The 19,601-nt window shown below is 72.1% G+C and carries 21 protein-coding genes; 12 read left to right on the top strand and 9 right to left on the bottom strand.

The features are described 5' to 3' along the window. Nucleotides 1-280: 280 nt before the first annotated feature. Nucleotides 281-580: a hypothetical protein gene (locus tag ABZX61_RS03820; protein ID WP_350729856.1), complete on the top strand. Its 300-nt coding sequence runs from the start codon at nucleotides 281-283 to the stop codon at nucleotides 578-580. On the opposite strand, the gene ABZX61_RS03815 is transcribed toward ABZX61_RS03820, so the two are convergent. Then, nucleotides 573-1,397, bottom strand: a complete 825-nt coding sequence (locus ABZX61_RS03815) for a lysophospholipase (protein ID WP_355191285.1) — start codon at nucleotides 1,395-1,397, stop codon at nucleotides 573-575. The genes ABZX61_RS03820 and ABZX61_RS03815 overlap by 8 nt on opposite strands. A 182-nt stretch (nucleotides 1,398-1,579) precedes the next feature. On the opposite strand from ABZX61_RS03815, the gene ABZX61_RS03810 reads away from it, so the two are divergent. The 4 genes from ABZX61_RS03810 to ABZX61_RS03795 are packed head-to-tail and all read left to right on the top strand — an operon-like array spanning nucleotide 1,580 to nucleotide 3,658. Then, nucleotides 1,580-2,068, top strand: a complete 489-nt coding sequence (locus tag ABZX61_RS03810) for a methylated-DNA--[protein]-cysteine S-methyltransferase (protein ID WP_355191283.1) — start codon at nucleotides 1,580-1,582, stop codon at nucleotides 2,066-2,068. Next, nucleotides 2,065-2,778: a 2OG-Fe(II) oxygenase gene (locus ABZX61_RS03805; RefSeq protein ID WP_350729853.1), complete on the top strand. Its 714-nt coding sequence runs from the start codon at nucleotides 2,065-2,067 to the stop codon at nucleotides 2,776-2,778. The genes ABZX61_RS03810 and ABZX61_RS03805 overlap by 4 nt, the downstream gene beginning before the upstream one ends. Further along, nucleotides 2,775-3,032, top strand: a complete 258-nt coding sequence (locus tag ABZX61_RS03800; protein ID WP_355191281.1) for an Ada metal-binding domain-containing protein — start codon at nucleotides 2,775-2,777, stop codon at nucleotides 3,030-3,032. Before ABZX61_RS03805 ends, ABZX61_RS03800 begins: the two co-directional genes overlap by 4 nt. Continuing rightward, nucleotides 3,032-3,658, top strand: coding sequence for an alpha-ketoglutarate-dependent dioxygenase AlkB (locus ABZX61_RS03795; RefSeq protein WP_355191462.1), 627 nt, complete (start codon nucleotides 3,032-3,034; stop codon nucleotides 3,656-3,658). Before ABZX61_RS03800 ends, ABZX61_RS03795 begins: the two co-directional genes overlap by 1 nt. Here ABZX61_RS03795 and ABZX61_RS03790 read toward each other — a convergent pair. The 4 genes from ABZX61_RS03790 to ABZX61_RS03775 form a co-directional block, all read right to left on the bottom strand. Then, a complete protein-coding gene (locus ABZX61_RS03790; protein WP_350729849.1) occupies nucleotides 3,642-4,319 on the bottom strand; it encodes a helix-turn-helix domain-containing protein in 678 nt (225 codons plus the stop codon). The genes ABZX61_RS03795 and ABZX61_RS03790 overlap by 17 nt on opposite strands. 81 nt (nucleotides 4,320-4,400) lie before the next feature. Next, nucleotides 4,401-5,996: a protein kinase gene (locus ABZX61_RS03785; RefSeq protein WP_355191280.1), complete on the bottom strand. Its 1,596-nt coding sequence runs from the start codon at nucleotides 5,994-5,996 to the stop codon at nucleotides 4,401-4,403. A gap of 48 nt (nucleotides 5,997-6,044) precedes the next feature. Further along, the gene (locus tag ABZX61_RS03780) at nucleotides 6,045-6,848 is read right to left on the bottom strand and encodes an alpha/beta hydrolase (protein WP_355191278.1); all 804 of its coding nucleotides are present in this window, start codon (nucleotides 6,846-6,848) and stop codon (nucleotides 6,045-6,047) included. Between the two features lie 32 nt (nucleotides 6,849-6,880). Then, nucleotides 6,881-7,327 (bottom strand): helix-turn-helix domain-containing protein, encoded by a 447-nt coding sequence (locus ABZX61_RS03775; protein ID WP_355191276.1) that lies wholly within the window; start codon nucleotides 7,325-7,327, stop codon nucleotides 6,881-6,883. A gap of 41 nt (nucleotides 7,328-7,368) precedes the next feature. Between ABZX61_RS03775 and ABZX61_RS03770 the strand changes: the two genes are divergently transcribed. Continuing rightward, nucleotides 7,369-7,731, top strand: coding sequence for a nucleotide pyrophosphohydrolase (locus ABZX61_RS03770; RefSeq protein ID WP_350729842.1), 363 nt, complete (start codon nucleotides 7,369-7,371; stop codon nucleotides 7,729-7,731). Nucleotides 7,732-8,060: 329 nt separating this feature from the next. Further along, entirely contained in the window at nucleotides 8,061-9,101 is a 1,041-nt protein-coding gene (locus ABZX61_RS03765) for a hypothetical protein (RefSeq protein WP_355191274.1), read from the top strand. Nucleotides 9,102-9,151: 50 nt separating this feature from the next. Here ABZX61_RS03765 and ABZX61_RS03760 read toward each other — a convergent pair whose 3' ends face one another. Next, nucleotides 9,152-9,745, bottom strand: coding sequence for a TetR/AcrR family transcriptional regulator (locus ABZX61_RS03760; protein ID WP_355191272.1), 594 nt, complete (start codon nucleotides 9,743-9,745; stop codon nucleotides 9,152-9,154). Nucleotides 9,746-9,795: 50 nt separating this feature from the next. Here ABZX61_RS03760 and ABZX61_RS03755 point away from each other — a divergent pair, with 50 nt between their 5' ends. Next, nucleotides 9,796-10,242 (top strand): hypothetical protein, encoded by a 447-nt coding sequence (locus ABZX61_RS03755; protein ID WP_355191270.1) that lies wholly within the window; start codon nucleotides 9,796-9,798, stop codon nucleotides 10,240-10,242. A 16-nt stretch (nucleotides 10,243-10,258) separates the two neighbouring features. Here ABZX61_RS03755 and ABZX61_RS03750 read toward each other — a convergent pair whose 3' ends face one another. Further along, on the bottom strand, nucleotides 10,259-11,755 hold the full coding sequence (locus tag ABZX61_RS03750; protein WP_355191268.1) for an MFS transporter: 1,497 nt from the start codon (nucleotides 11,753-11,755) through the stop codon (nucleotides 10,259-10,261). Between the two features lie 89 nt (nucleotides 11,756-11,844). On the opposite strand from ABZX61_RS03750, the gene ABZX61_RS03745 reads away from it, so the two are divergent. After that, on the top strand, nucleotides 11,845-15,000 hold the full coding sequence (locus ABZX61_RS03745; RefSeq protein ID WP_355191266.1) for a BTAD domain-containing putative transcriptional regulator: 3,156 nt from the start codon (nucleotides 11,845-11,847) through the stop codon (nucleotides 14,998-15,000). Between the two features lie 3 nt (nucleotides 15,001-15,003). Here ABZX61_RS03745 and ABZX61_RS03740 read toward each other — a convergent pair whose 3' ends face one another. Beyond that, nucleotides 15,004-15,447, bottom strand: coding sequence for an SRPBCC domain-containing protein (locus ABZX61_RS03740; protein WP_355191264.1), 444 nt, complete (start codon nucleotides 15,445-15,447; stop codon nucleotides 15,004-15,006). 97 nt (nucleotides 15,448-15,544) lie between these two features. Here ABZX61_RS03740 and ABZX61_RS03735 point away from each other — a divergent pair, with 97 nt between their 5' ends. Beyond that, nucleotides 15,545-16,759 (top strand): amidohydrolase family protein, encoded by a 1,215-nt coding sequence (locus ABZX61_RS03735; RefSeq protein ID WP_355191262.1) that lies wholly within the window; start codon nucleotides 15,545-15,547, stop codon nucleotides 16,757-16,759. Between the two features lie 11 nt (nucleotides 16,760-16,770). Continuing rightward, the gene (locus ABZX61_RS03730; RefSeq protein ID WP_355191260.1) at nucleotides 16,771-17,799 is read left to right on the top strand and encodes an alpha/beta hydrolase-fold protein; all 1,029 of its coding nucleotides are present in this window, start codon (nucleotides 16,771-16,773) and stop codon (nucleotides 17,797-17,799) included. On the opposite strand, the gene ABZX61_RS03725 is transcribed toward ABZX61_RS03730, so the two are convergent. After that, entirely contained in the window at nucleotides 17,796-18,338 is a 543-nt protein-coding gene (locus ABZX61_RS03725; RefSeq protein ID WP_355191258.1) for a TetR/AcrR family transcriptional regulator C-terminal domain-containing protein, read from the bottom strand. The genes ABZX61_RS03730 and ABZX61_RS03725 overlap by 4 nt on opposite strands. Before the next feature lie 80 nt (nucleotides 18,339-18,418). On the opposite strand from ABZX61_RS03725, the gene ABZX61_RS03720 reads away from it, so the two are divergent. Next, nucleotides 18,419-19,573 carry an FAD-dependent monooxygenase gene (locus ABZX61_RS03720; RefSeq protein ID WP_355191256.1) on the top strand — a complete coding sequence of 385 codons (1,155 nt, stop codon included), beginning with the start codon at nucleotides 18,419-18,421 and terminating at the stop codon, nucleotides 19,571-19,573. Nucleotides 19,574-19,601 lie beyond the last annotated feature (28 nt).

The following is a 19,601-nucleotide window of genomic DNA, read 5'->3' as shown; positions in this document are numbered from 1 at the left end:
GTGGTTGATGATGGTGACGCTGTTGGTGGTCGCGGCGGGGTGTTCGGCCGAGGTGCCCGCGCCCGTGGCTGGGTCGGCCGTCCCGGGTCCCGAAAGCCCCAGCGCGGTAGGCCCAAGCGCCGTAAGCCCGAGTCCCATAAGCCCGAGCGCCGTCAGTCCAAGCACCGTAAGCCCGAGCGCCGTAGGCCCGAGCTCCGTAAGCCCCAGCCCGACGGCTACCAGGGCCGCGTGTAACGGGACCTCGGTGCTTCTCGGCGGAGGGTTTCCCGAGGTGCGGGGGGTGGGGCGGGATGCGGAGCTGTGGGGGCTGTTGTTCGTGGCGGGTCCGCCACTGGCGCGCGGTGAAGAGATCAAGATCGTGTGGCGGATGACGGGTGAAGGGCCGCTGCGGGTCAAGGCGACGCTTCCCGACGGTACGCCCGCCAAGCTCGCCTGGGGGCCCGAGGAGCATGGCGGGTCGAGCTGGCACAAACCCGGCGAGGAGTGGGGTACGGGGTTCGTCTTCCCGAAGCGGGGCTGCTGGAAGATCGAGCTCACCCGTACGCGGGGCTCCGGGTACGTATGGCTGCCGGTCAAATAGCCCGGTCGATGAAGGCCGTCACGTCGTCCAGGACCTCGGCCTTGTTGGTCTCGTTGAAGACCTCGTGCCTGGCGCCCTCGTAGATCCGTTCGGTCAGGTCCGTACCCTTGATCGCCTCGACCCCCGGACGGCTCCCGTTCAGCGGGACGAGCTCGTCGTCGGCCCCGTGCACCCACAGCGTGGGCAGGGGCCCGAGCCTGCCGCCCTTGGCGATCGTGGCGAGCGTCGTGGCGAACGCCTCCAGCGTGGCGCGCTTGAACGGGCCGTGCCACACCAGGGGGTCGGCGGCGTAGGCGGCGCCCACCGAGAGGTCGCGGGAGAGGGTGGCCGGGTCGATCGGGACGTCCGGGGGCTCCTCGTAGGCCAGGAGGGTCGGGACGACCGCCCATTCGCCGATCACCGGGCCTGACAGCACGAGCGCCGCCAGGCCGTCGCCGTAGCGCTGGGCGTAGCGGGCCGCGATCATGCCGCCCATCGAGTGGCCGATCACCACGACCGGGACGCCGGGGTGGTCGTCCCTGGCCTGCTCCTCGACGGAGTAGACGTCGGTGACCACGTCCTCGAAGTCCGCGATGTGCACCCGGTCGCCGGCCGACTTGCCGTGGCCCGTGTGGTCGAGGCCGTAGACGGCGGCGCCATGGTGGACGAGCCGATCCGCCACGTACTCGTAGCGGCCGATGTGCTCGCCGTACCCGTGGATCAGGACGGCCACGTAGCGCGGCCGGCCATGGGGCCATACGCGGACCGTGTTGAGGCCCGTGGTGCCGGTGAAGGTGTGCTCGCGCGACTCGGCCATGGTCACCGAGCGTACGCCCATGATCGCGCGATCGTCCACTGACTGGGACGCGGCTTGAGGTGCGCGGGTGGCGGGGACGGCCGGAGGCGGGAGCCGGTGGCGACGGGGGAAACCGAGGAGGGGGCCGAGGAGGGGAGATGAGGAGGGGGCTGTGATGTCCGAAAACCGCTGACTTTTGAGGGCCTGGCGGTGTTGAAGAAGGTATGGACATCCACAGCATCATCGAAAGCCCGTTGGGCCCGATCCTGCTCGTCGGTGACGGCTCCGCGCTGACGCGCGTGTCGTTCGATGTGGGCGGAAGGGCTGGTCTGCGGTGGGAGCCGGCCGCGTTCGAGGAGGTCGAGCGGCAGTTCGCCGAGTACTTCGCGGGCGAGCGGGTCGCGTTCGACCTGCCGCTCGCCACCCGCGGCACCCCGTTCCAGGAGCAGGTGTGGGCGGCCCTGGATGAGCTGCCGTACGGGACCACGACGAGCTACGGCGCGCTCGCCGCGCGGGTGGGCGCGCCACGTGACCGGATCCGCGCGGTCGGCGCGGCCGTCGGCGCGAACCCGCTGCTCGTCGTCCGCCCCTGCCACCGCGTCGTCGGGGCGGACGGCTCGCTGACCGGGTACGCGGGCGGCCTCGAGCGCAAGCACGAGCTGCTCACGCTGGAAGGCGCCCTGCAGCCGCAGCTCTGGAGCGTCGTCGGATGAACTCGGCGAAGCTGACGGAGGAGACCAAGATGGACTGGGCGAAACTGACGGAAGAGGTCAACTCGTACGGGTGCGCGCTGACGCCGCCGGTGCTCACCCCCGAGGAGTGCAAGGAGATCGCCGGCCTGTACGACGAGATCGGGCTGTTCCGGTCCACGATCGACATGGAGCGGCACCGGTTCGGCGCCGGGCAGTACCGCTACTTCAGCCGGCCGTTCCCGCCGCTGGTGGAGAAGTTGCGGGCGGAGTTCTACCCGCGGCTGCTGCCGATCGCCCGCGACTGGGCGGCCAGGCTGGGCCAGCCGGCGCCGTGGCCGGACGACCTCGACGAGTGGCTGGACATGTGCCACAGAGCGGGGCAGACCAGGCCGACGCCCATCCTGCTGCGGTACGGACGGGACGACTGGAACGCGCTGCACCGCGACCTCTACGGCGACCTGGTGTTCCCGTTGCAGGTCGTGATCGGGCTGGACCGGCCGGGCGAGGACTACACCGGCGGCGAGTTCCTGCTGGTGGAGCAGCGGCCGCGGGCCCAGTCGCGGGGGACGGTGACGCTGTTGCCGCAGGGGCACGGGCTGATCTTCACCACGCGCGACCGGCCCGTGCGCTCCTCGCGGGGCTGGTCGGCCTCCCCCGTGCGGCACGGGGTGAGCACCGTCCGGTCGGGGCTGCGGCATACGCTGGGGCTCGTCTTTCACGACGCGAAATGACGTACACGCTGGTGGGGGCCGACGGCCGCCCGTATGCGAGCCCGGTGCCCGGCACGCTGGGCGGGCATCGAGGGGCCCGGCTGTACGGGCGGTTGGACTGCCCCTCGGCGCTGCGCTCGATCGCTCGCGGGGGATATGTCCGGCATCGTGTGTTCTTCGCGGACGCCGGTGACGCGGTGGCGGCCGGGTACCGGCCGTGTTCGAGGTGCTTGCCGGAGGCGTACCAGGCATGGAAGGGCCGGGAGACAGCGTGATGCGGGAGATCGCGCCGGGGGCGGTACACGTGCCCGGCTGGCTGACGCTGGACGAGCAGCGCCACCTGGTCGAGGCGTGCCGCGGATGGGCCATGGGGCCGGTGCCGATCCGGCACACCGTGCTGCCCCGGGGCGGCGTGATGTCGGTCCGGACGGTGTGCGTGGGGTGGCACTGGCAGCCGTACCGGTACACGCGCATCGCCCACGACGTGAACGGCCGGCAGGTGGCCGAGTTCCCCGCGTGGCTCGGCGAGCTGGGGCGGCGCGCCCTGGCCGACGCGTACGGACGCCCCGGCGACACGTACGAACCCGACACCGCCCTGATCAACTTCTACGACGGCCAGGCCAGGATGGGCATGCACCAGGACAAGGACGAGAAGTCCGACGCCCCGGTGGTGTCGCTGAGCATCGGTGACCGGTGCCTGTTCCGCTTCGGCAACACCGAGACGCGCGGCCGGCCGTACACGGACGTCGAGCTCGCCTCAGGCGATCTGTTCGTGTTCGGCGGGCCGTCGCGCTTCGCCTACCACGGCGTGCCGAAGGTCCATCCGGGCACCGGCGATCCCGCCACCGGCCTGGCCTCCGGCCGCCTCAACATCACGATGCGCGTCACCGGCCTCCGGTGACGTAGTCGAAGTCCTCGTCGGAGAGCGTGCGCCGCAGCGTCCGCAGCACCTTCGCCGGGTCGTCGTCCGGCCCCTGCGCGTAGAAGGGCCTGCCGTCACGGCCGAACGTGATCGCCGCGTCCCCCTCCCACTTGCCCAGCACGTCGGCCGCCGGAGCGAAGTCCTCCGTCGGCTCGAACCCGAGCGTCCGCGCGTAGTCGACGGACCCGAACACCAGGTGCCGGGCCAGCTCGATCGGCGCCTCCTGGAAGCCCGCGTACTCGCCGAAGAAGTACTGGCGGAAGCGCCGCAGGTCGCGGTCGTCGAGCACGTCGGGGCCGATCGCGTTCTTCGCCCCGAGGCAGTAGACGTCGGCGAGGTAGCCGGCCACCGTCATCCGGTCCCAGGTGTGCCGCCGCGCGACCAGCACGCACACCAGGCCGCCCAGGCCCGCGTCGGGGCCCTCGTCCACCCATCCGCGAGCCGGGTCGACGGTGAGCCCCTCGCTCCAGCCGATGTTGACCCAGCACCCGACCACCTCGGGCTCGGCGGTGGGGGCCTCCGAGGCGATGGCCCGCACCAGCGGCGCCACGACGGACGGCGACACCTTCAGCGCCTTGGCGATCTCCTTCGGGGAGCGGCCCTCGGCGCGCAGCTCGCGTACCCGATCCTTCAAGTCCATTCGGGCAGCCTAGCCGTCCTGACCACCGCCGGCCGCGCCACCATGACAGTCAGGGCGGCGTGGCGAGAACGATGGACACCGTCAAGCTCCCCGGTGGAAGTAGGACCGGCGCGGCTCCTGACTGGTCAGGCGGCCGATGCAGCGCAGGAAGCGCGTGCCGGTCTCGAACTGCGCCTGCGACGGCGGCATCACGTCCGCCATCCAGCCGGCCGCGCCGGTGCTCCTGGCCGTGCCGACCCTGCTGGCCAGGAGCACCGCCCGGCTGCAGATCCGCTTGATCGTGGGGTGCTTGGCGAGGTCCTGCTGCACGTACGTGTCGGCGTCCGACGGGATCGGGGCGACCGCGAACGTCTCCCACGAGTGCAGCTCCTCGCACCCGACCCGCCTGGCCTTCGTGTCGCCGGAGATGATGACCAGGCCGCCCCAGCACTCCGACTCCTGCACGCACGCCGCCTCACCGCCGCGCACCTTGCTCGCCGGGCAGTTCTCCGTGTACGTCTTCAGCCCCTTGAACACGGTCTTCGCCTCTTCCGTGGCGCTCGTGGAGGCCGAAGCGCTGGGAGACGACGCCTGGTTGCCGCCCGGCTCCCTGGTGACGTACGTGTAGACGACCACGCCGACGCCTATCGAGATCACCAGGGCCAGAGCGGCGGCGATCGAGACCAGCGCCCTCGAGGCGCCGCGCCGGGCGGGTGGCACGGTGTCCACGTGGCCGCCCGGCGGCGGGCCGGTGACCGGCGAACCCATCATCGGCTGCGGCCCCGGGTGACTCGCGTGCTGCCCCATCGGCGGCGGCCCCGGCTGGCTCAGGTGCTGCCCCATCGGCTGGGAGGGGGTCGGCGGCGCGGTGTGCCGGCCCCCGGAGGGGGCCGGGGCGGGCCCGAGCGGGACGGCGGCGAGGGCGTCGCGGAACGCCTCCGCGGTGGGCGTGCGCTCGCGCGGGTCGCTGGCCAGCGCCTGGCGCAGCACGGCGGTCAGCTGGGGCGGCACGCCAGGAATGTCCGGAACGGGCAGGCGGTGCAGGGCCAGGATCATCGCCAGGTTCGGCACGCCGCTCTCGGGGAAGCGCGGCGGGCGGCCGTTCAGCAGCGCGTAGACGGTGGCGGCCAGCGCGTACACGTCGCCGGCCGGGGTCGGCTCGGCCAGCTCGAACGCCTCGGGCGGCGCGTACGACGGCGTCAGGGACTCGCGCGTCACCGACGCCTCGGGCCCGGACGCGGGCATGGTGGCCAGCCCGAAGTCGGACAGCGCCACCTGGCCGTACCGGTTGACCAGGATGTTGCCCGGCTTCACGTCCCGGTGCAGCACCCCCTGCGTGTGCGCGGCGGCCAGCGCGTCGGCGATCCGTACGCCCACGTCACGCGCCTCGACCGGCGAGAGCCTCCGTCCGGACAGCGACCCGCCCGGGCACAGCTCAAGCACCATGTACGGCCGCCCGTCGGGCAGCAGCCCCGCGTCATAGACGGCCACGACATGCGGGTGACCGGACAGGGCCCCGGCGGCCGTGACCTCGCGCATGAACCGGCGCCGGTCGCGGTCGGACAGCAGCACCCGGTTGTCGACCTTGAGCGCGACCTCGCGACCCACGGCCGACTGCACGGCGAGGTACACGACACCGAAGCCGCCCTGGCCGAGAACACCCTTGATCTCATAGCCAGAAACCGATAATTCGGACACGCGCGGAAGCGTACAGGTTCGGGGCGACACCCACTGGAGCGAGGTGATTCAGCCGACGGTCTGGAGGACCTCGCGGAGCCGGGCCGCGTACGCCCGGGGATGGCTGGTGTTGCCGTTGTGCCCGCCCGGGAACTCCACCAGCTCCGTGCCCAGCAGCTCCGCCAGCTCGACCGCGCACCGGCGGTCGAAGACGTGCTGCGGGGTGGTGTGCCCGGCCGCGGGCACGATGCGGGTGCGGCACCCGCTCAGGTCGAGCTCGTCCTCGACGACGGCGGTGAAGTCGTGGCGGATGAAGAAGTCGAAGTTCGCCTGCCGTTGCGGCGTGATGGGCTGCGGGGTCAGGTCGGCCTCGGCGTCCTCGGTGATGCCGAGCACCCGCTTCACCTGGCCGATCGCCGCGGGCAGGCCGCCTTCGCGGTAGAGCGACTGGAGCTCGGCCAGCTCCTTGCGGTGCTCGGCCCGTTCGGACTCGGGCAGCAGCCACGGCGAGACGGGCTCGTGCGCGATGAGCAGGCTGAGCTGTTCGGGGTGCTCGACGGCCAGGTGCAGCCCGATGGAGGCGCCCAGGCTCTGACCCAGCATGATCACGGGCTGGTCGGTGAGGTGGGCGAGCAGCCGGTGCACGTCGTCGGCGTGCTCGCGCACGCTCACGCCGGTGCCGGGGACCGTGCTGCGGCTGAGCCCGCGCCGGTCGTACGTGATCACCGTGTACGCGTCCACCAGCCGATCGACCAGGTCAACGGTGCGACCGGCGTCACCCTCGCCGCTCTGCGAGATCAGCAGGAGCGGGCCGCTGCCGCGCACCTCGTAGTAGAGGTCGACGCCTGGGATGCGCAAGATGTCTGCGTTCATGACCTCAAAGATAATCCATCAAATCTGATACATCAAGTTCGATGCATTATTCCGGGGATCAGTTTGGCGGCCAGTTCCTCCAGGACCGCCACGGTCTCCGCCACGCGCCGCGGGTCCTCCGTGCCCAGCGCGATCCCCAGCGCGGCGTCGATCGGGGTGTCCCTGACCTGCGTCACCCGTTCGGACACCCCAGGCGCCTCACGGATGATCGTGCGCCGCCGATCCGCGGGATCCGTCTCGGCGATCACCGCGCCCACGGAGCGCAGCCGCGCGATGGCCGCCGACACGGCGCTCTGCGGCAGCCCGGTACGGGCGGCGATCTCACCCACGGTGGTGTCGGGATGTCCGCGCAGATCGCTCACCACGATCAGCACCGTGCGCACGCTCGTGGAGTGCTCACCGATGCCCTCGGTCGGCATGGCCTCCTCGCCGATCTTCATCAGCGTCCGGCCCAACAGAAACAGCTCGACCCCATTCACGAGCAGCAACATACCGGCGGCGATGGGTAGGGTCGTGCGACGTGACGACGGACTTGGAACGCCTTGCCGAACGCCTGCGCGAGTTCGCCAGGGCCAGGGACTGGGAGCAGTTCCACACCCCCAAGAACCTGGCGATGGCGCTGGCGGGCGAGGTCGGGGAGCTGGTGGCGGAGTTCCAGTGGCTCACGGCCGACGAGTCCGCGCAGCCCGATCCCGATGCGCTCGCCCGGATACGTACCGAACTGGGCGACGTCACCCTCTACCTGGTCCGGCTGGCCGACGTGCTGGGCGTGGACCTGGTGGAGGCGGCCCAGGCCAAGCTGGACGACAACGACCGCCGCTACGACGCCGACCGCTACCGCGGCTCGGCCAGGAAGGCCCCGCCCTCCTCGCACTCCGGCTGAAGCCCGGCAGCACTCACGACCTTACAGACTGCGTCCTTTGCTGTAAGTTCGCTGGGAATCGGATCAAGGACGCGATGCCGAGCCGTCGCGGCGACCTGGACCTTTCACTCCGCGTGACCACCGAGCCACATCGGCCGGAACTCCGCCCTGGAGTGGATCTTCGCAGCACGAGAGCCGACCACACCCCGTTCGACATTGTGTTCGATTCTTGAGCGCGTCACTTTCTGTGCTTCTTGACCGAAAGTGCCATTTTGTGGCGTGATGCGGATGTTTTGGATCGAGAGATTTTTAGATCCTCCTTATCTGCAACAAGAACGGAAAGATCAACTATGAGACGCACACTGACCGCGTTAGGCATCGGCCTGAGCCTGCTGGGATCCACCGCCATCTCCACCCCGGCGCAGGCCGAGGGCGAGATAACGGTGGCCCCTCTCGCCACTGTGTCGGCCGCTCAGGAGATCGCGCGGTTCTGGCTCGCCGACGGAGCCGCCAACCTGAAGAACGCCACACCCTATGCCGTACAGACCGAGGTCCAGGGGGAACGCGTGTCCACCCCCGTCTCCCCGGACACCAAGCCCGGCTCGGTCGCGCCGGTGGCGGGCCCGGCCGAGCCGAAGGGCAAAACGCCCACGAGCACGGGCAAGGTGTTCTTCATCGGTGGTGACGGGCAGCCGCACTGGTGCACGGGCACCGCACTGCAGTCGCAGTACCGCAACCTCGTCGCCACGGCCGGTCACTGCGTGTACGACATCGAGCGCTCCGACACCACACTCGGCAAGTGGGTCTTCGTCCCCGGCTACACCGCCGGCACCACCCCGTGGGGCCTGTACGTCGGGAAGCAGGCCTTCGCCCACTACGACTTCTCCACGTACCAGAACTACGACCGCGACTTCGCCTTCGTGAACGTCTACAACGGCGTGGTCTCGCCCTCCCCCGACGTGCTGACCAACACCGGGAGGCTGGTCGACAACGCCGGCGGGCAGGGCTTCGCCTGGAACCAGCCGACGGACTCCATGATGGACGTCTTCGGCTACCCCGCCGGACCCAACCCTGACGGACGGCGGCCCTACACGGGCGAGAACCTGGAATGGTCCACCGGGCCGATCTCCACCATGACGCTGTCCGGCCTCCCCGACGACCTGTTCCTCGGCGTCGAGTCGCCGTTCACCGGTGAAGGCTCCCTCGGCTCTTCCTGGCTGTACAACTACAGCAGCGACTACCGTGCCGGCTACCTCAACGGCATCACGATCAGCGTTGCCGACACCGACGGCGACGGCCGCTACGACACCGGCGTCTCGCCGTACTTCGACGGCGCGGTGAACGTCATCTACAAGGCCGCCGCAGCGGCCTGGACCGGCTCGATCGCGTAGAACAGCTACCGCGGCCGCTGCGCCTGCCCGGACAGGCGCAGCGGCCGCTGTCACGGACCGTCGCCCTCTCCGGTCAGAAGGCGGGCCACGTCGGAGGCCAGCGTGTTCGCCAGGGTGTCCAGCCGGGCGGGGTCTTCGAGCAGGAGGAAGAGCCAGGCGAAGATCGATCCCAGGAGCATGGCGTGGACGCGCGCGGGATCCGGCCGGCAGGGCAGTTCGCCGCGCGCCACCGCCCGGTCCAGCACCTCGGTCACGCACTCCCGCTCGGCCCTGACGAACGTTCCCGCGAACGCGGCGGCCATCCCCTCGTCCGCGTGCACGTCCGCCAGCAGTCCCGGCACGACTCCGGGTGGCGGCGTGCTCAGGGTGGTGGCGATGACGTGGGTGACGGCGGCCAGGTCGGTGGTCAGGGAGCCGGTGTCGGGGGGCGTCTCCAGTTCCAGGTCGTGCATGACAGCCGCGAAGATCATGGCCTGCTTGGTGGGGTGGCGGCGGTAGATGGCGGCCTTTCCGACGCCTGCCCGCGCCGCCACCGCGTCCACGGTGAGCTGTGCGTATCCCTGCTCGGCCAGCAGTTCGCGGGCCGCCGCGGCGATGGCCCCGTCCACGCGTCCGTCCCTTGGGCGGCCCACCGGCTGTCTCATGTGCGCCAGCTTATTACGGAACCGACGGATCCGTAATACGATTCGGAACCATGAGTTCCGATACTTCCGTTCTCGTAAGGCGGGCGGGCGGGATGCTGGTGTTCCTGGGCTGCCTGCACCTGGTCGCCACCGCCGTGCTGAGCGCCGGGCACATTCCGGGCTGGTTCGGCGGGAGCATGTGGTTCTTCCCGCCGGGGCCGGAGGACCTGTCGCGGCTCGCGCCCGGCGTGGGGGCGTTCTGGCTGGTCTGGGGGAGCTTCGCGGTGCCGCTGGGGCTGGTCGGGGCGCTGGTGGTGGGGTTCGGGCGGCGGGGGCAGGTGCCGCCGGCCTATCTCGGGATCGGGGTAGGGGTGTGGGCGCTGGGTGGCGCCGCGCTGTTCGAGCCGTCGCCGTTCGTGCTCGCGGTGGTGCCGGCCGTGCTGCTCCTGGTCGCCCATCGCCGGGAAACCGTGGAACGCGACGACGCCGGACGGGCCTCGGAGGCCGGTCCGGCGTGAGTCGCTGTACAGGAGGTCATGCCGCGTGGCGCCTGAGGATGGCGAGCGTGAGGGCGGCCAGGCCGATGAAGGTGATCGCGCTGACCAGCGCCACCGTGTTGAGCCCCGTGGTGAACGCGGCCCGCGCCAGGTCCAGCAGGTCGGGCTGGTCCTTGGCGGCGATCGCCGCGGCGGTGATGCTCTCGCGGACCGCCTCCACCGGCAGGTGCTCGGGGAGCTGCCCGCGGTAGACGGCGCTGCCGAGGCTGCCCAGCGCGGCCACTCCCACCGCGACGCCGAACTCGCCGCCCGTCTCCGACAGCGAGGCCGCGGAGCCGGCCTTCTCCGCCGGTGCGGCCGTCATGATGACGCCGTTGCCCACGCCCATCGGCAGCGCGATGCCCGCGGAGGCCAGGACGAGCCCGGTCACGACCAGCCCGGTGCCGCCGGCGCTCGGCACCTGCGTGTGCAGGAACAGCCCGACCGCGCCCACGGCGAATCCGCCGGCCATCACGTACGCGGTGCCGACGCGGCGGGCGAGGGCGGGGGCCAGCGTCAGAGCGACGATCATGGCGAGGTTCTGAGGCACGAGCCAGAGACCCGCCTCCAGCGGGGACATGGCCTCGACGGTCTGCAGGTACTGGGTGGTCATCAGCGTCGTCCCGGCCATCACGACGCCGCCGAGCAGCATGGTCCCGAGCGTGGTCGCGAAGGCCCGGTTGCCGAACAGGCGCAGGTCGAGCAGGGGGTCGGCGAGCCGGCGCTGCCGCCGTACGAACACCACGGCGAACGCCGCCCCGGCCACGACCGCCGCCACGGGCACCGGGTGCCAGCCACTCCTCGCGATCTCCTTGAGCCCGTACACGACCGGCAGGATGGTCGCGAGCGACAGCGCGACGCTGGCGAGGTCGAGCCGGCCCGCGTTCGGGTCGCGGTACTCGGGCAGCAGCGTCCGCCCGGCCACCAGCAGCGCCACCATGAACGGCACCCCCATCAGGAAGGCCGCCCCCCACCAGAAGTGCTCGAGCAGCAGTCCGCCCACGATCGGCCCGGCCGCCATGCCCAGCATGAAGCAGCTGAACCAGAGCCCGATCGCGGTCCCCATCTGCTTGGCGTCCTGGAACATGTTCCTGATCAGCGCCATCGACGACGGCATCAGCGTCGCCCCCGCGATGCCGAGCAGCGCCCGGGCCACGATCAGCATCTCGGCGCTCACCGAGTACGCGGCCACCACCGAGGCCGCGCCGAACGCCGTCGCGCCGATCATCAGCAGCCGGCGCCGCCCGATCCGGTCGCCCAGCGTCCCCATGGTGACCAGGAACCCGGCCAGCATGAAGCTGTAGATGTCCATGATCCAGAGCTGCTGCGGAGCGCTCGCCCCGAGGTCGGTGCTGAGATGCGGCAGCGCCAGGTAGAGCACGCTGACGTCGACCGAGAGCAGCAGGGCCACGGAGGCCAGGACGGCCAGCCCGGTCCATTCCCGGCGGCCCGCGCGGGTGCCGGGAAGTGTGCCCTCGAGTGTGGTGCTGTTCATCTCGTTCCCCTTTCAGTTGTCTTCACAGTGCTGTAAGGGGCTTCCGATGTTCTTTTCGTGGACTTAAGGCCGCGCATAAGGTGACGGTCATGCGTTTTGGGGTGCTGGGTCCGCTGGCCGTGTGGACGGATGCCGGCGAGAGCGTCACGGTTCCCGGGCTCAAGGTACGGGCGCTGCTTGTCGACCTGCTCGTGCACGAGGGCCATCCCGTGTCCGTGGACCGGCTGGTCGACGACCTGTGGGGCGCGGAGCCGCCGGGCAATACGGCCGGGGCGCTGCAGGTGCGTGTCTCGCAGCTGCGCAAGGCGTTCGAGGACGCCGAGCCCGGCGGCAAGAACCTCGTCGTCTCCCGCGCCCCCGGCTACCTGCTGCGCCACGAGGCCGGGGCCGTGGACGCGGCGCGCTTCGCCGGCCTGCTGGCCCGGGCGGAGGCCACCGACAGCCCGCGGACCAGGGCGGGGCTGCTGGCCGACGCGCTGGCGCTGTGGCGGGGGCCGGCGTACGCCGACTTCGCCGACGAGGAGTACACCAGGTCGGCCATCCTGCGCCTGGAGGAGCAGCGGCTGTCCGCGCTGGAGCAGCACGCCGAGGCGCGGCTGGAGCTGGGCGAGCACGGCCTGCTGGTGGGCGAGCTGGGCGATCTGGTGGCCAGGCACCCGCTCAGGGAACGCCTGCGCGCCGTCCACATGCGGGCCCTCTACCGCGCGGGACGCCAGAGCGAGGCGCTGGCCTCGTACGGCGAGCTGCGGGACCGGCTGGCCGACGAGCTCGGCCTGGACCCGGGACCCGAGCTGGTAGCCCTGCACCAGGCGATACTCGGGCAGGACCCGGCCCTGAGCGTGCCCGCCGACCGCCCCGTCACGAACCTGCCCGCCTCCGTCAGCAAGCTCATCGGCCGGGACGAGGCGCTGGCCGAGGTGTGCGCGCTGGTGGGCGACGAACGGCTGGTGACGCTCACCGGCAGCGGCGGGGTCGGCAAGACCCGGCTGGCGCTGGAGGCCGCGAACCGGCTGGTGGACGGGTTCGCGGACGGGGCCTGGCTGGTCGCGCTCGACCAGGCGTCCCGCTCCCCCGCCGAGGCCGTGCTGGCCGCCCTGGACATCCGCGAGGACGCCGGCGCGCCCGCAGGGGAGCCGGCCTCCCAGGGGGACCGGGCGCTGGAGCGGCAGCTCGGCGCGGCGCTCAGGGCCAGGCGGATGCTGCTGGTCCTGGACAACTGCGAGCACGTGGTCGAGCAGGTCGCCGAGCTGGCCGAGGCGCTTCTGCGGGCCTGCCCCGACCTGCGGATCCTGGCCACGAGCAGGGAGCCGCTGGCCGTGGCCGGCGAGGTGCTATGGAGCGTGCCGCCGCTCGACGTGCCGGGCAGCGCCGATCTGGCGGTCATGGCGCGCTCGGACGCGGTCAGGCTGTTCGTGACCAGGGCCGCGGCCTCCGCCCGCGGGTTCGCGCTCGACGCGCGCAACGCGGCGGCCGTGGCGCAGCTCTGCCTGCGGCTCGACGGCATCCCGCTGGCGCTGGAGCTGGCCGCGACCCGGGTGCGGGCGCTGGGCGTCCAGGGCGTGGTGGCCAGGCTGGACGACCGGTTCAAGCTGCTGGCCTCGGGGCAGCGGGGCGCGCCGGCCCGCCAGCAGACGCTCACCGCGGTGATCGACTGGAGCTGGGACCTGCTGTCCGAGGACGAGCGCCGCGTCCTGCGCCGCCTCGCCGTGCACGCCGACGGCTGCACGCTGGAGGCCGCCGAATCCGTCTGCGACGCCGCCGAGCTCGACGTGCTCGACCTGCTGGCGCGCCTGGTCGACCGCTCGCTCGTGGTCGTCGTCGAGGCCCCCGCCGGCGTCCGGTACCGGCTGCTGGAGTCGGTGTCGGAGTACTGCCGGGCCAAGCTGTCCGACACGGGCGAGCTCGACCGGGTACGCCTCGCGCACCTGCGCCACTACCTGGCGCTGGCCGTACAGGCCGAGCCGGAGCTGTACGGGCACGACCAGCGGGACTGGCTGCTGCGCCTCGACGCGGAGGCCGCCAACCTGCGGGCGGCGCTCGACGCGGCGGTCGCCGGCAAGGACGCCGACAGCGCGGCCCGGCTGGTGAACGCGCTGGCCTGGTACTGGTTCCTGCGCGGCCGGCTGGCCGAGGGCCGGCGGTCGCTGGCGGCGGCCCTGTCCGTCGATGGGGCCGCCTCCCCGGTCCGGGCGCGGGCGGCGGCCTGGGAGGCCGGGTTCGCGCTCATGCTGGGCGAGGAGGTCGACTGGGAGCCCGTGCTGGCGGCGGTCGAGGACCCGGGCGAACGGGCCAGGGCCGAGCTGTTCGTGGGCATGCACGTCAAGGACATGCCGACGGGGCAGGAGCTGGTGGGCCGGGCGCTGCCCACGTTCAGGGAGACCGGCGACCGGTGGGGCGTCGCGGCGGCGCTCGCCAGGCAGGCCAGGGACGCGTTCACGACGCGGGACATCGAGACGCTCGAAAGGACCGGCGAGGAGAGCGCGCGGCTGTTCACCGAGCTGGGCGACCGGTGGGGGCTGCTGCAGGCCACGGCCTGGCTGGCGTCGCTGGCCGAGATGGCGACCGACGCGGAGCGGGCCACCCGGCTGTTCGGCGAAGGGCTGCGGATGGCCGAGGACCTGGGGCTGTGGCCGGAGGTCTCCACGCGCATCGCCTGGCTGGGCTGGATCGCGATGCAGACCGGCGACTACGACCGCGCCATGGAGTTCTGCGAGCGGGCCATGAAGCTGGCGCAGAGCCAGGGCTACGTGGAGGGCACGATCATGGGTGAGATGGGCCTCGCCTTCGCCGCGCGCCGGGCCGGGCGGCTGGACCTGGCCGAGACGCATCTGCGCCGGCTGCTCGAAGGGGTGCCGCGCGGCGCGGACGTCGAGCCCCCCTTGTACGTGCCGGACACGCTGATCGAGCTGGGCTACCTCACGGAGCTGCGCGGGGACCCGGCCGCGGCCATGGAGCTGCACGTGGAGGCATTGGCCGCGGCCCGCAGGATGGGCGACGTCAGGACGATGGCGTTCGCCGTGGAGGGCGCGGCCTCGGCCGCCGGGCCGACCGAGAAGGCGGCCGTGCTGCTGGGGCTGGCGGCCGCGGCCAGGGAGCGGAACCAGACCCCGGCGGGGGCGGCCGAACGGGCCGACGCCGAGCGGGCGGCGGCGCGGGTACGCGAGGCGCTCGGCGAGGAGGCCTTCGCGGCCGCGTACCGGGAGGGCGCCACCCGCAAGCTCGACGAGGCGGCCGACCTGCTCTGAGGGCTAGGCAAGGTACTCGGCCAGGCGGTCGAAGAACTCGATCCAGCCCGCTTTGGCCTGCTCGGCGTGCGCGGGGTCGGTGTTGACGCCGTACTGGTGGAAGCGCATCCCCGTCTTGCCGTCCGCCTCGGTGAAGTCGATCGTGACGACCGACGCCGGCCCCTCGCCCGGGTTGTCCGGGTCGCCCGTGGTGAACACCAGCCGCTCCGGCTCAGTCACCTCGCGGTAGGTCCCGTCCAGCGTCGCCTCGAACCCCTCCTCGCCCACCAGCGTGGCCCGCCAGACGCCACCGGGGCGGGTGTCCAGGGTGATCCGGCCGACCGGGGTGCTGAGCATCCGCGGCCCGAACCACTGCGAGAAGCGCTCCGGCTCGGTCCAGGCGGCCCACACCAGCTCGCGGGAGGCGTCGAAGAGGCGGTTGATCTCGTATTCGGCGGTCTGGGTCATTGTCGTGTCCTTTCCGGTTCGTTCGATGGCTCAAAGGTCGCAGGCCGCGCTTCAGATCTTCTTCTCGTTGCCTTAAGGCGCGTGGCAGGCTGGCGGTATGAGGATCATTCGCGCCGCCAGAGTGCTCACCGGCCGGCCCGGAGAGGTGATCGCCGACGGCGAGGTCCTCGTCGACGGCGACCGGATCGTCTCCGTGGGGCCGCGCGGCAGCGGGGGCGAGGCCGCCGAGGTCCTCGACCTGCCGGGCCACACGGTGCTGCCCGGGCTGATCGACGCGCACGTCCACCTGGGGTTCGACGCGAAGGTGGACCCGGTGACCCGGCGCAGCTCCGAGAGCGACCACCACCTGCTGTTACGCATGGCCGAGAACGCGCGCAAGCTCGTCTCCGCCGGCGTCACCACCGCCCGCGACCTGGGCTCGCGCGGCTTCCTCGACCTGGCCCTGCGCGACGCGATCGAGGAGGGCCTCACGGTCGGCCCGCACATCGTGGCCGCCACCAGGCCCATCACGATCACCGGCGGCCACTGCTGGTACATGGGCGGCGAGGCCGACGACGAGCCCGCCATCCGCCGCGTCGCCAGGGAGAACCTCAGGGCGGGCGCCGACTGCCTGAAGGTGATGGCCTCCGGCGGCCTGATGACGCCGGGCGCGCCGCCGAGCTGGGTCCCGCAGTACGGCACCGAGCAGCTCAGGGTCGTCGTGGAGGAGGCCGCGTCGCGCGGCAAGGGCGTCGCCGCCCACGCCCACGCGCACGCCTCCATCCGCAGCTCCATCGAGGCGGGCGTCACGACGCTGGAGCACTGCACGTTCTTCGGCCCGTCGGGACACGACTACGACGCCGAGCTGGCCGACCTCGTCGCGACGAGCGGCACGTACGTGTGCCCCACCGTGCACGGCGTGTTCTGGCGGATGCGCGAGGCTTACGGGCCCGAGATGATCGACGCCTGGCTGAACGCGGTGGCCGCCATGCGGGAGGCCGGGATCCGGCTCGTCGCGGGCACCGACGCCGGGTTCACCAACGGCGGCATCGCCAACGAGACCGACGGGTACGTCGCCGGCCTGGAGGTGTTCGCGGAGGCCGGGTTCGGCCACGCGGAGATCATCGAGATGGCCACCGTGCGCGCCGCCGACGCCTGCGGGGTGGGCGGGGTGACCGGCAGCCTGGAGGCGGGCAAGCGGGCCGACCTGATCGCGGTCAAGGGCGATCCGCTCGAACGCCTGGCCGACCTGCGCAAGCTCACACTCGTCCTGATCTCCGGTCGTTCCGTCACGCAGACGGGCATCGACACGGTGACCTCGTCCGTCGGCTGAGAGGATTCTTCATGCTGCCCTGGTCCGCCGAGCTGGCCGGCCGTCTCGACCACGCCGTCATCGACAGCGCCCTGCTGCGCGGCAACCCCCTGGGGGATCCGCACGAGCGCCCGATCATGGTGTACGTCCCGCCCGGGTACGATGACGATCCCTCCCGTCGCTACCCCTCGATCTACGTGCTGCTCGGCTACACCGGCCACGTCGCCATGTGGCTCAACCGGGCTCCGTTCCGCCAGCCGTACCCGGAGCTCGCGGACGCCGCCTTCGCCTCAGGGGAGGCCCTGCCCGCGATCGTCGTGTACGTGGACGCGTGGACCTCGCTCGGCGGCAGCCAGTTCCTCGACTCCCCCGGCACCGGGCGCTACCACTCCTACCTGCGGGACGAGGTCGTGCCGTGGGTGGACGCCCGCTACCGCACGATCGCCGACCGCGACCACCGGGCGGTCACCGGCAAGTCGAGCGGCGGCTACGGGGCCATGGTCACCGCGATGCTGGCGCCCGACGTGTTCGGCGCGCTGGCCACGCACGCCGGTGACGCGTTGTTCGAGGTGTGCTCGCGCGGGTCGTTCCCCGAGGTGGCGCGCAGGCTGCGGGACATGTACGACGGCTCGTACGACACGTTCCTCGCCGACTTCCGCGGCCGCCTGGCCGGGACCAAGGAGGGGGACCTGGAGCTGCTGGAGATGTACGCGTACGCGGCCGCCTACTCCGCGGACCCCGACGGGACCGTACGCCTGCCCTTCGACGACACCGGCGCCGTCGTGCCGGAGGTGTGGGAGCGCTGGCTGTCCTGGGATCCCGTGCTGATGGCCCCGCGGCACGCCGAGGCCCTGCGCTCGATGCGGGCGATCTGGGTGGACGCCGGGAACAAGGACGAGTACTTCCTGGACTTCGGGGCGGTGGCGTTCCGGCGGGCGCTGGAGGCGGCGGGCGTCAAGGACGAGAACGTCTATTTCGAGCTCTTCGACGCCGGCCACGGCGCCATCGAGTACCGCTACCCGCTCGCCCTCGCCTGGTTGTCCCGCCATCTGACCCCCTAGGTCCGCAGGCTGCGCACGCCGGCGAGGATCAGCTCCAGCCCGGCGCGGAAGGCCGCGTCGCGCTGCTCCCGGGGCCAGGTCTCGGCCTTCCTGGCCTGCTCCTCGACCGTGTAGCCGTTCACGTAGGCCATGACGGTGTCCACGGCCACGGCGGCCCTGTCCGCGGGGATGCCCGCCGCGGCCAGGGCCGCGATGAGCGCGTGGAAGCCGGCCACGGCCTCGTCCCCCGCGTGCTGGAACGTCGCCATGAGGCGGGCCCCGTCCCGGTGGGCCAGCATGAGCTCGCGGATGCCGATCGCGACGATCCGCAGCTGCTCGTCCCAGGGGCCGTCGAGCGGCGGTGCGGGGCCGTCCTGCGGGGTGACCAGGTGCGCGACCATCGCGTCCAGTAGCGCCTGTTTGCTGGGGTAATGCCGGTACAGCGCCCCGGCCTGCACCCCGAGCCGGCCGGCCAGGCGGCGCATGGTCAGCCCGTCCAGGCCGACCTCGTCGAGCAGCTCGATCGCCGCCCGCAGGACCTGGTCGCGCCGCTCCCCCATGAGACCTCCTTGACAGTACGGCTCCGCTTACGTGAACAATGTACACGTGAACGTTGTTCACGTCGGACAGGGAGGACGGCATGAGCGGACAACGGGTTCTGGTGATCGGTGCGGGCCTCGGCGGGCTGGCCCTGGCGCACGCGCTGGTGCGCGCGGGCATCGACGTACACGTGTACGAGGCCGACGACGGCAGCGGCGATCGTTTCCAGGGCTACCGGATCGGGCTGGCGCCGCTCGGGTGGGCGGAGCTGCGCGCCTGCCTGCCGGAGCGGCTGTACGCGCTGGCGGAGGCGACCAGCGGCGACCTGGACGGCCCCGGGCTGCTGTTCGACGAGCGGCTCACGCTGCTCAGCAGCGACCTGCCGGGACCGCCGGACGAGACCCGGGCGGTCGATCGTCAGGTGCTGCGGCGGATCCTGCTCGGCGGTCTCGGCGACCGCGTCACGCACGGCAAACGCCTGACCGGGGTCGCCGAGACCGGCGAAACGGTGACGGCCCGCTTCGCCGACGGCACCCAGGCCACGGGCGACGTGCTGGTCGGCGCCGACGGCGGCAACTCGGTGGTCCGCCGCCACGTGGCCCCCGAGGTGGGCCACGTCGACGCCGGACTGTGCGGCGCGATGGGCCGCACGCCGATCACCGAACGCTTCGCGGAGCTGGTGCCGGGCCGGGGCACCATGGTCAAGGGCCCGGGGATCACGCTGATGCTGGGCCGCATGCGGTTCGCCAGGGAGCCCTCGGAGGCCGCCGCCGAGCTCGTACCCGGTCTGGACCTGCCGCACCGGGACAGCTACGTGCGGTGGGTGCTGCTCGTGCCCCCGGAGCACCCGGCGTCGCGGCAGGCCCTGGTGGACGCCCGCGAGCTCGTCCTGGAGCTCATCGACGGCTGGCACCCCGACCTGCGGGAGCTCGTGCGCTCGGCGGACATGAGCGCCGCGGGCCCCGCCAAGGTCTACGACCGCCCCGTGCCCGCGTGGCCGGCGGGCCGGATCACGCTCCTCGGCGACGCCGCCCACCTGACGCTGGCCAGCGGCGGCAACGGCGCGAACACCGCCATCCAGGACGCCCGGCGGCTGGGCGACCGGCTGGCCGAGGTCCATCGGGGCGAGCGGGACCTCCGGTCGGCGCTGACCGAATACCAGGCCGACCTGCTGGAACGCGGGAACGCGGCGGTGGAGCACGGCAAGGCGGCCATGAAGCGGTTCGTCCCTACGGACTCTCAATCATCCAGGTGACACTTGTCAACCAAACGATTGATGCTCT

The sequence above is a fragment of the Nonomuraea sp. NPDC003709 genome (assembly GCF_040610775.1).
Classification (GTDB): Bacteria; Actinomycetota; Actinomycetes; order Streptosporangiales; family Streptosporangiaceae; genus Nonomuraea; species Nonomuraea angiospora_A.
This window is presented reverse-complemented; position numbering and strand designations above follow the sequence as displayed.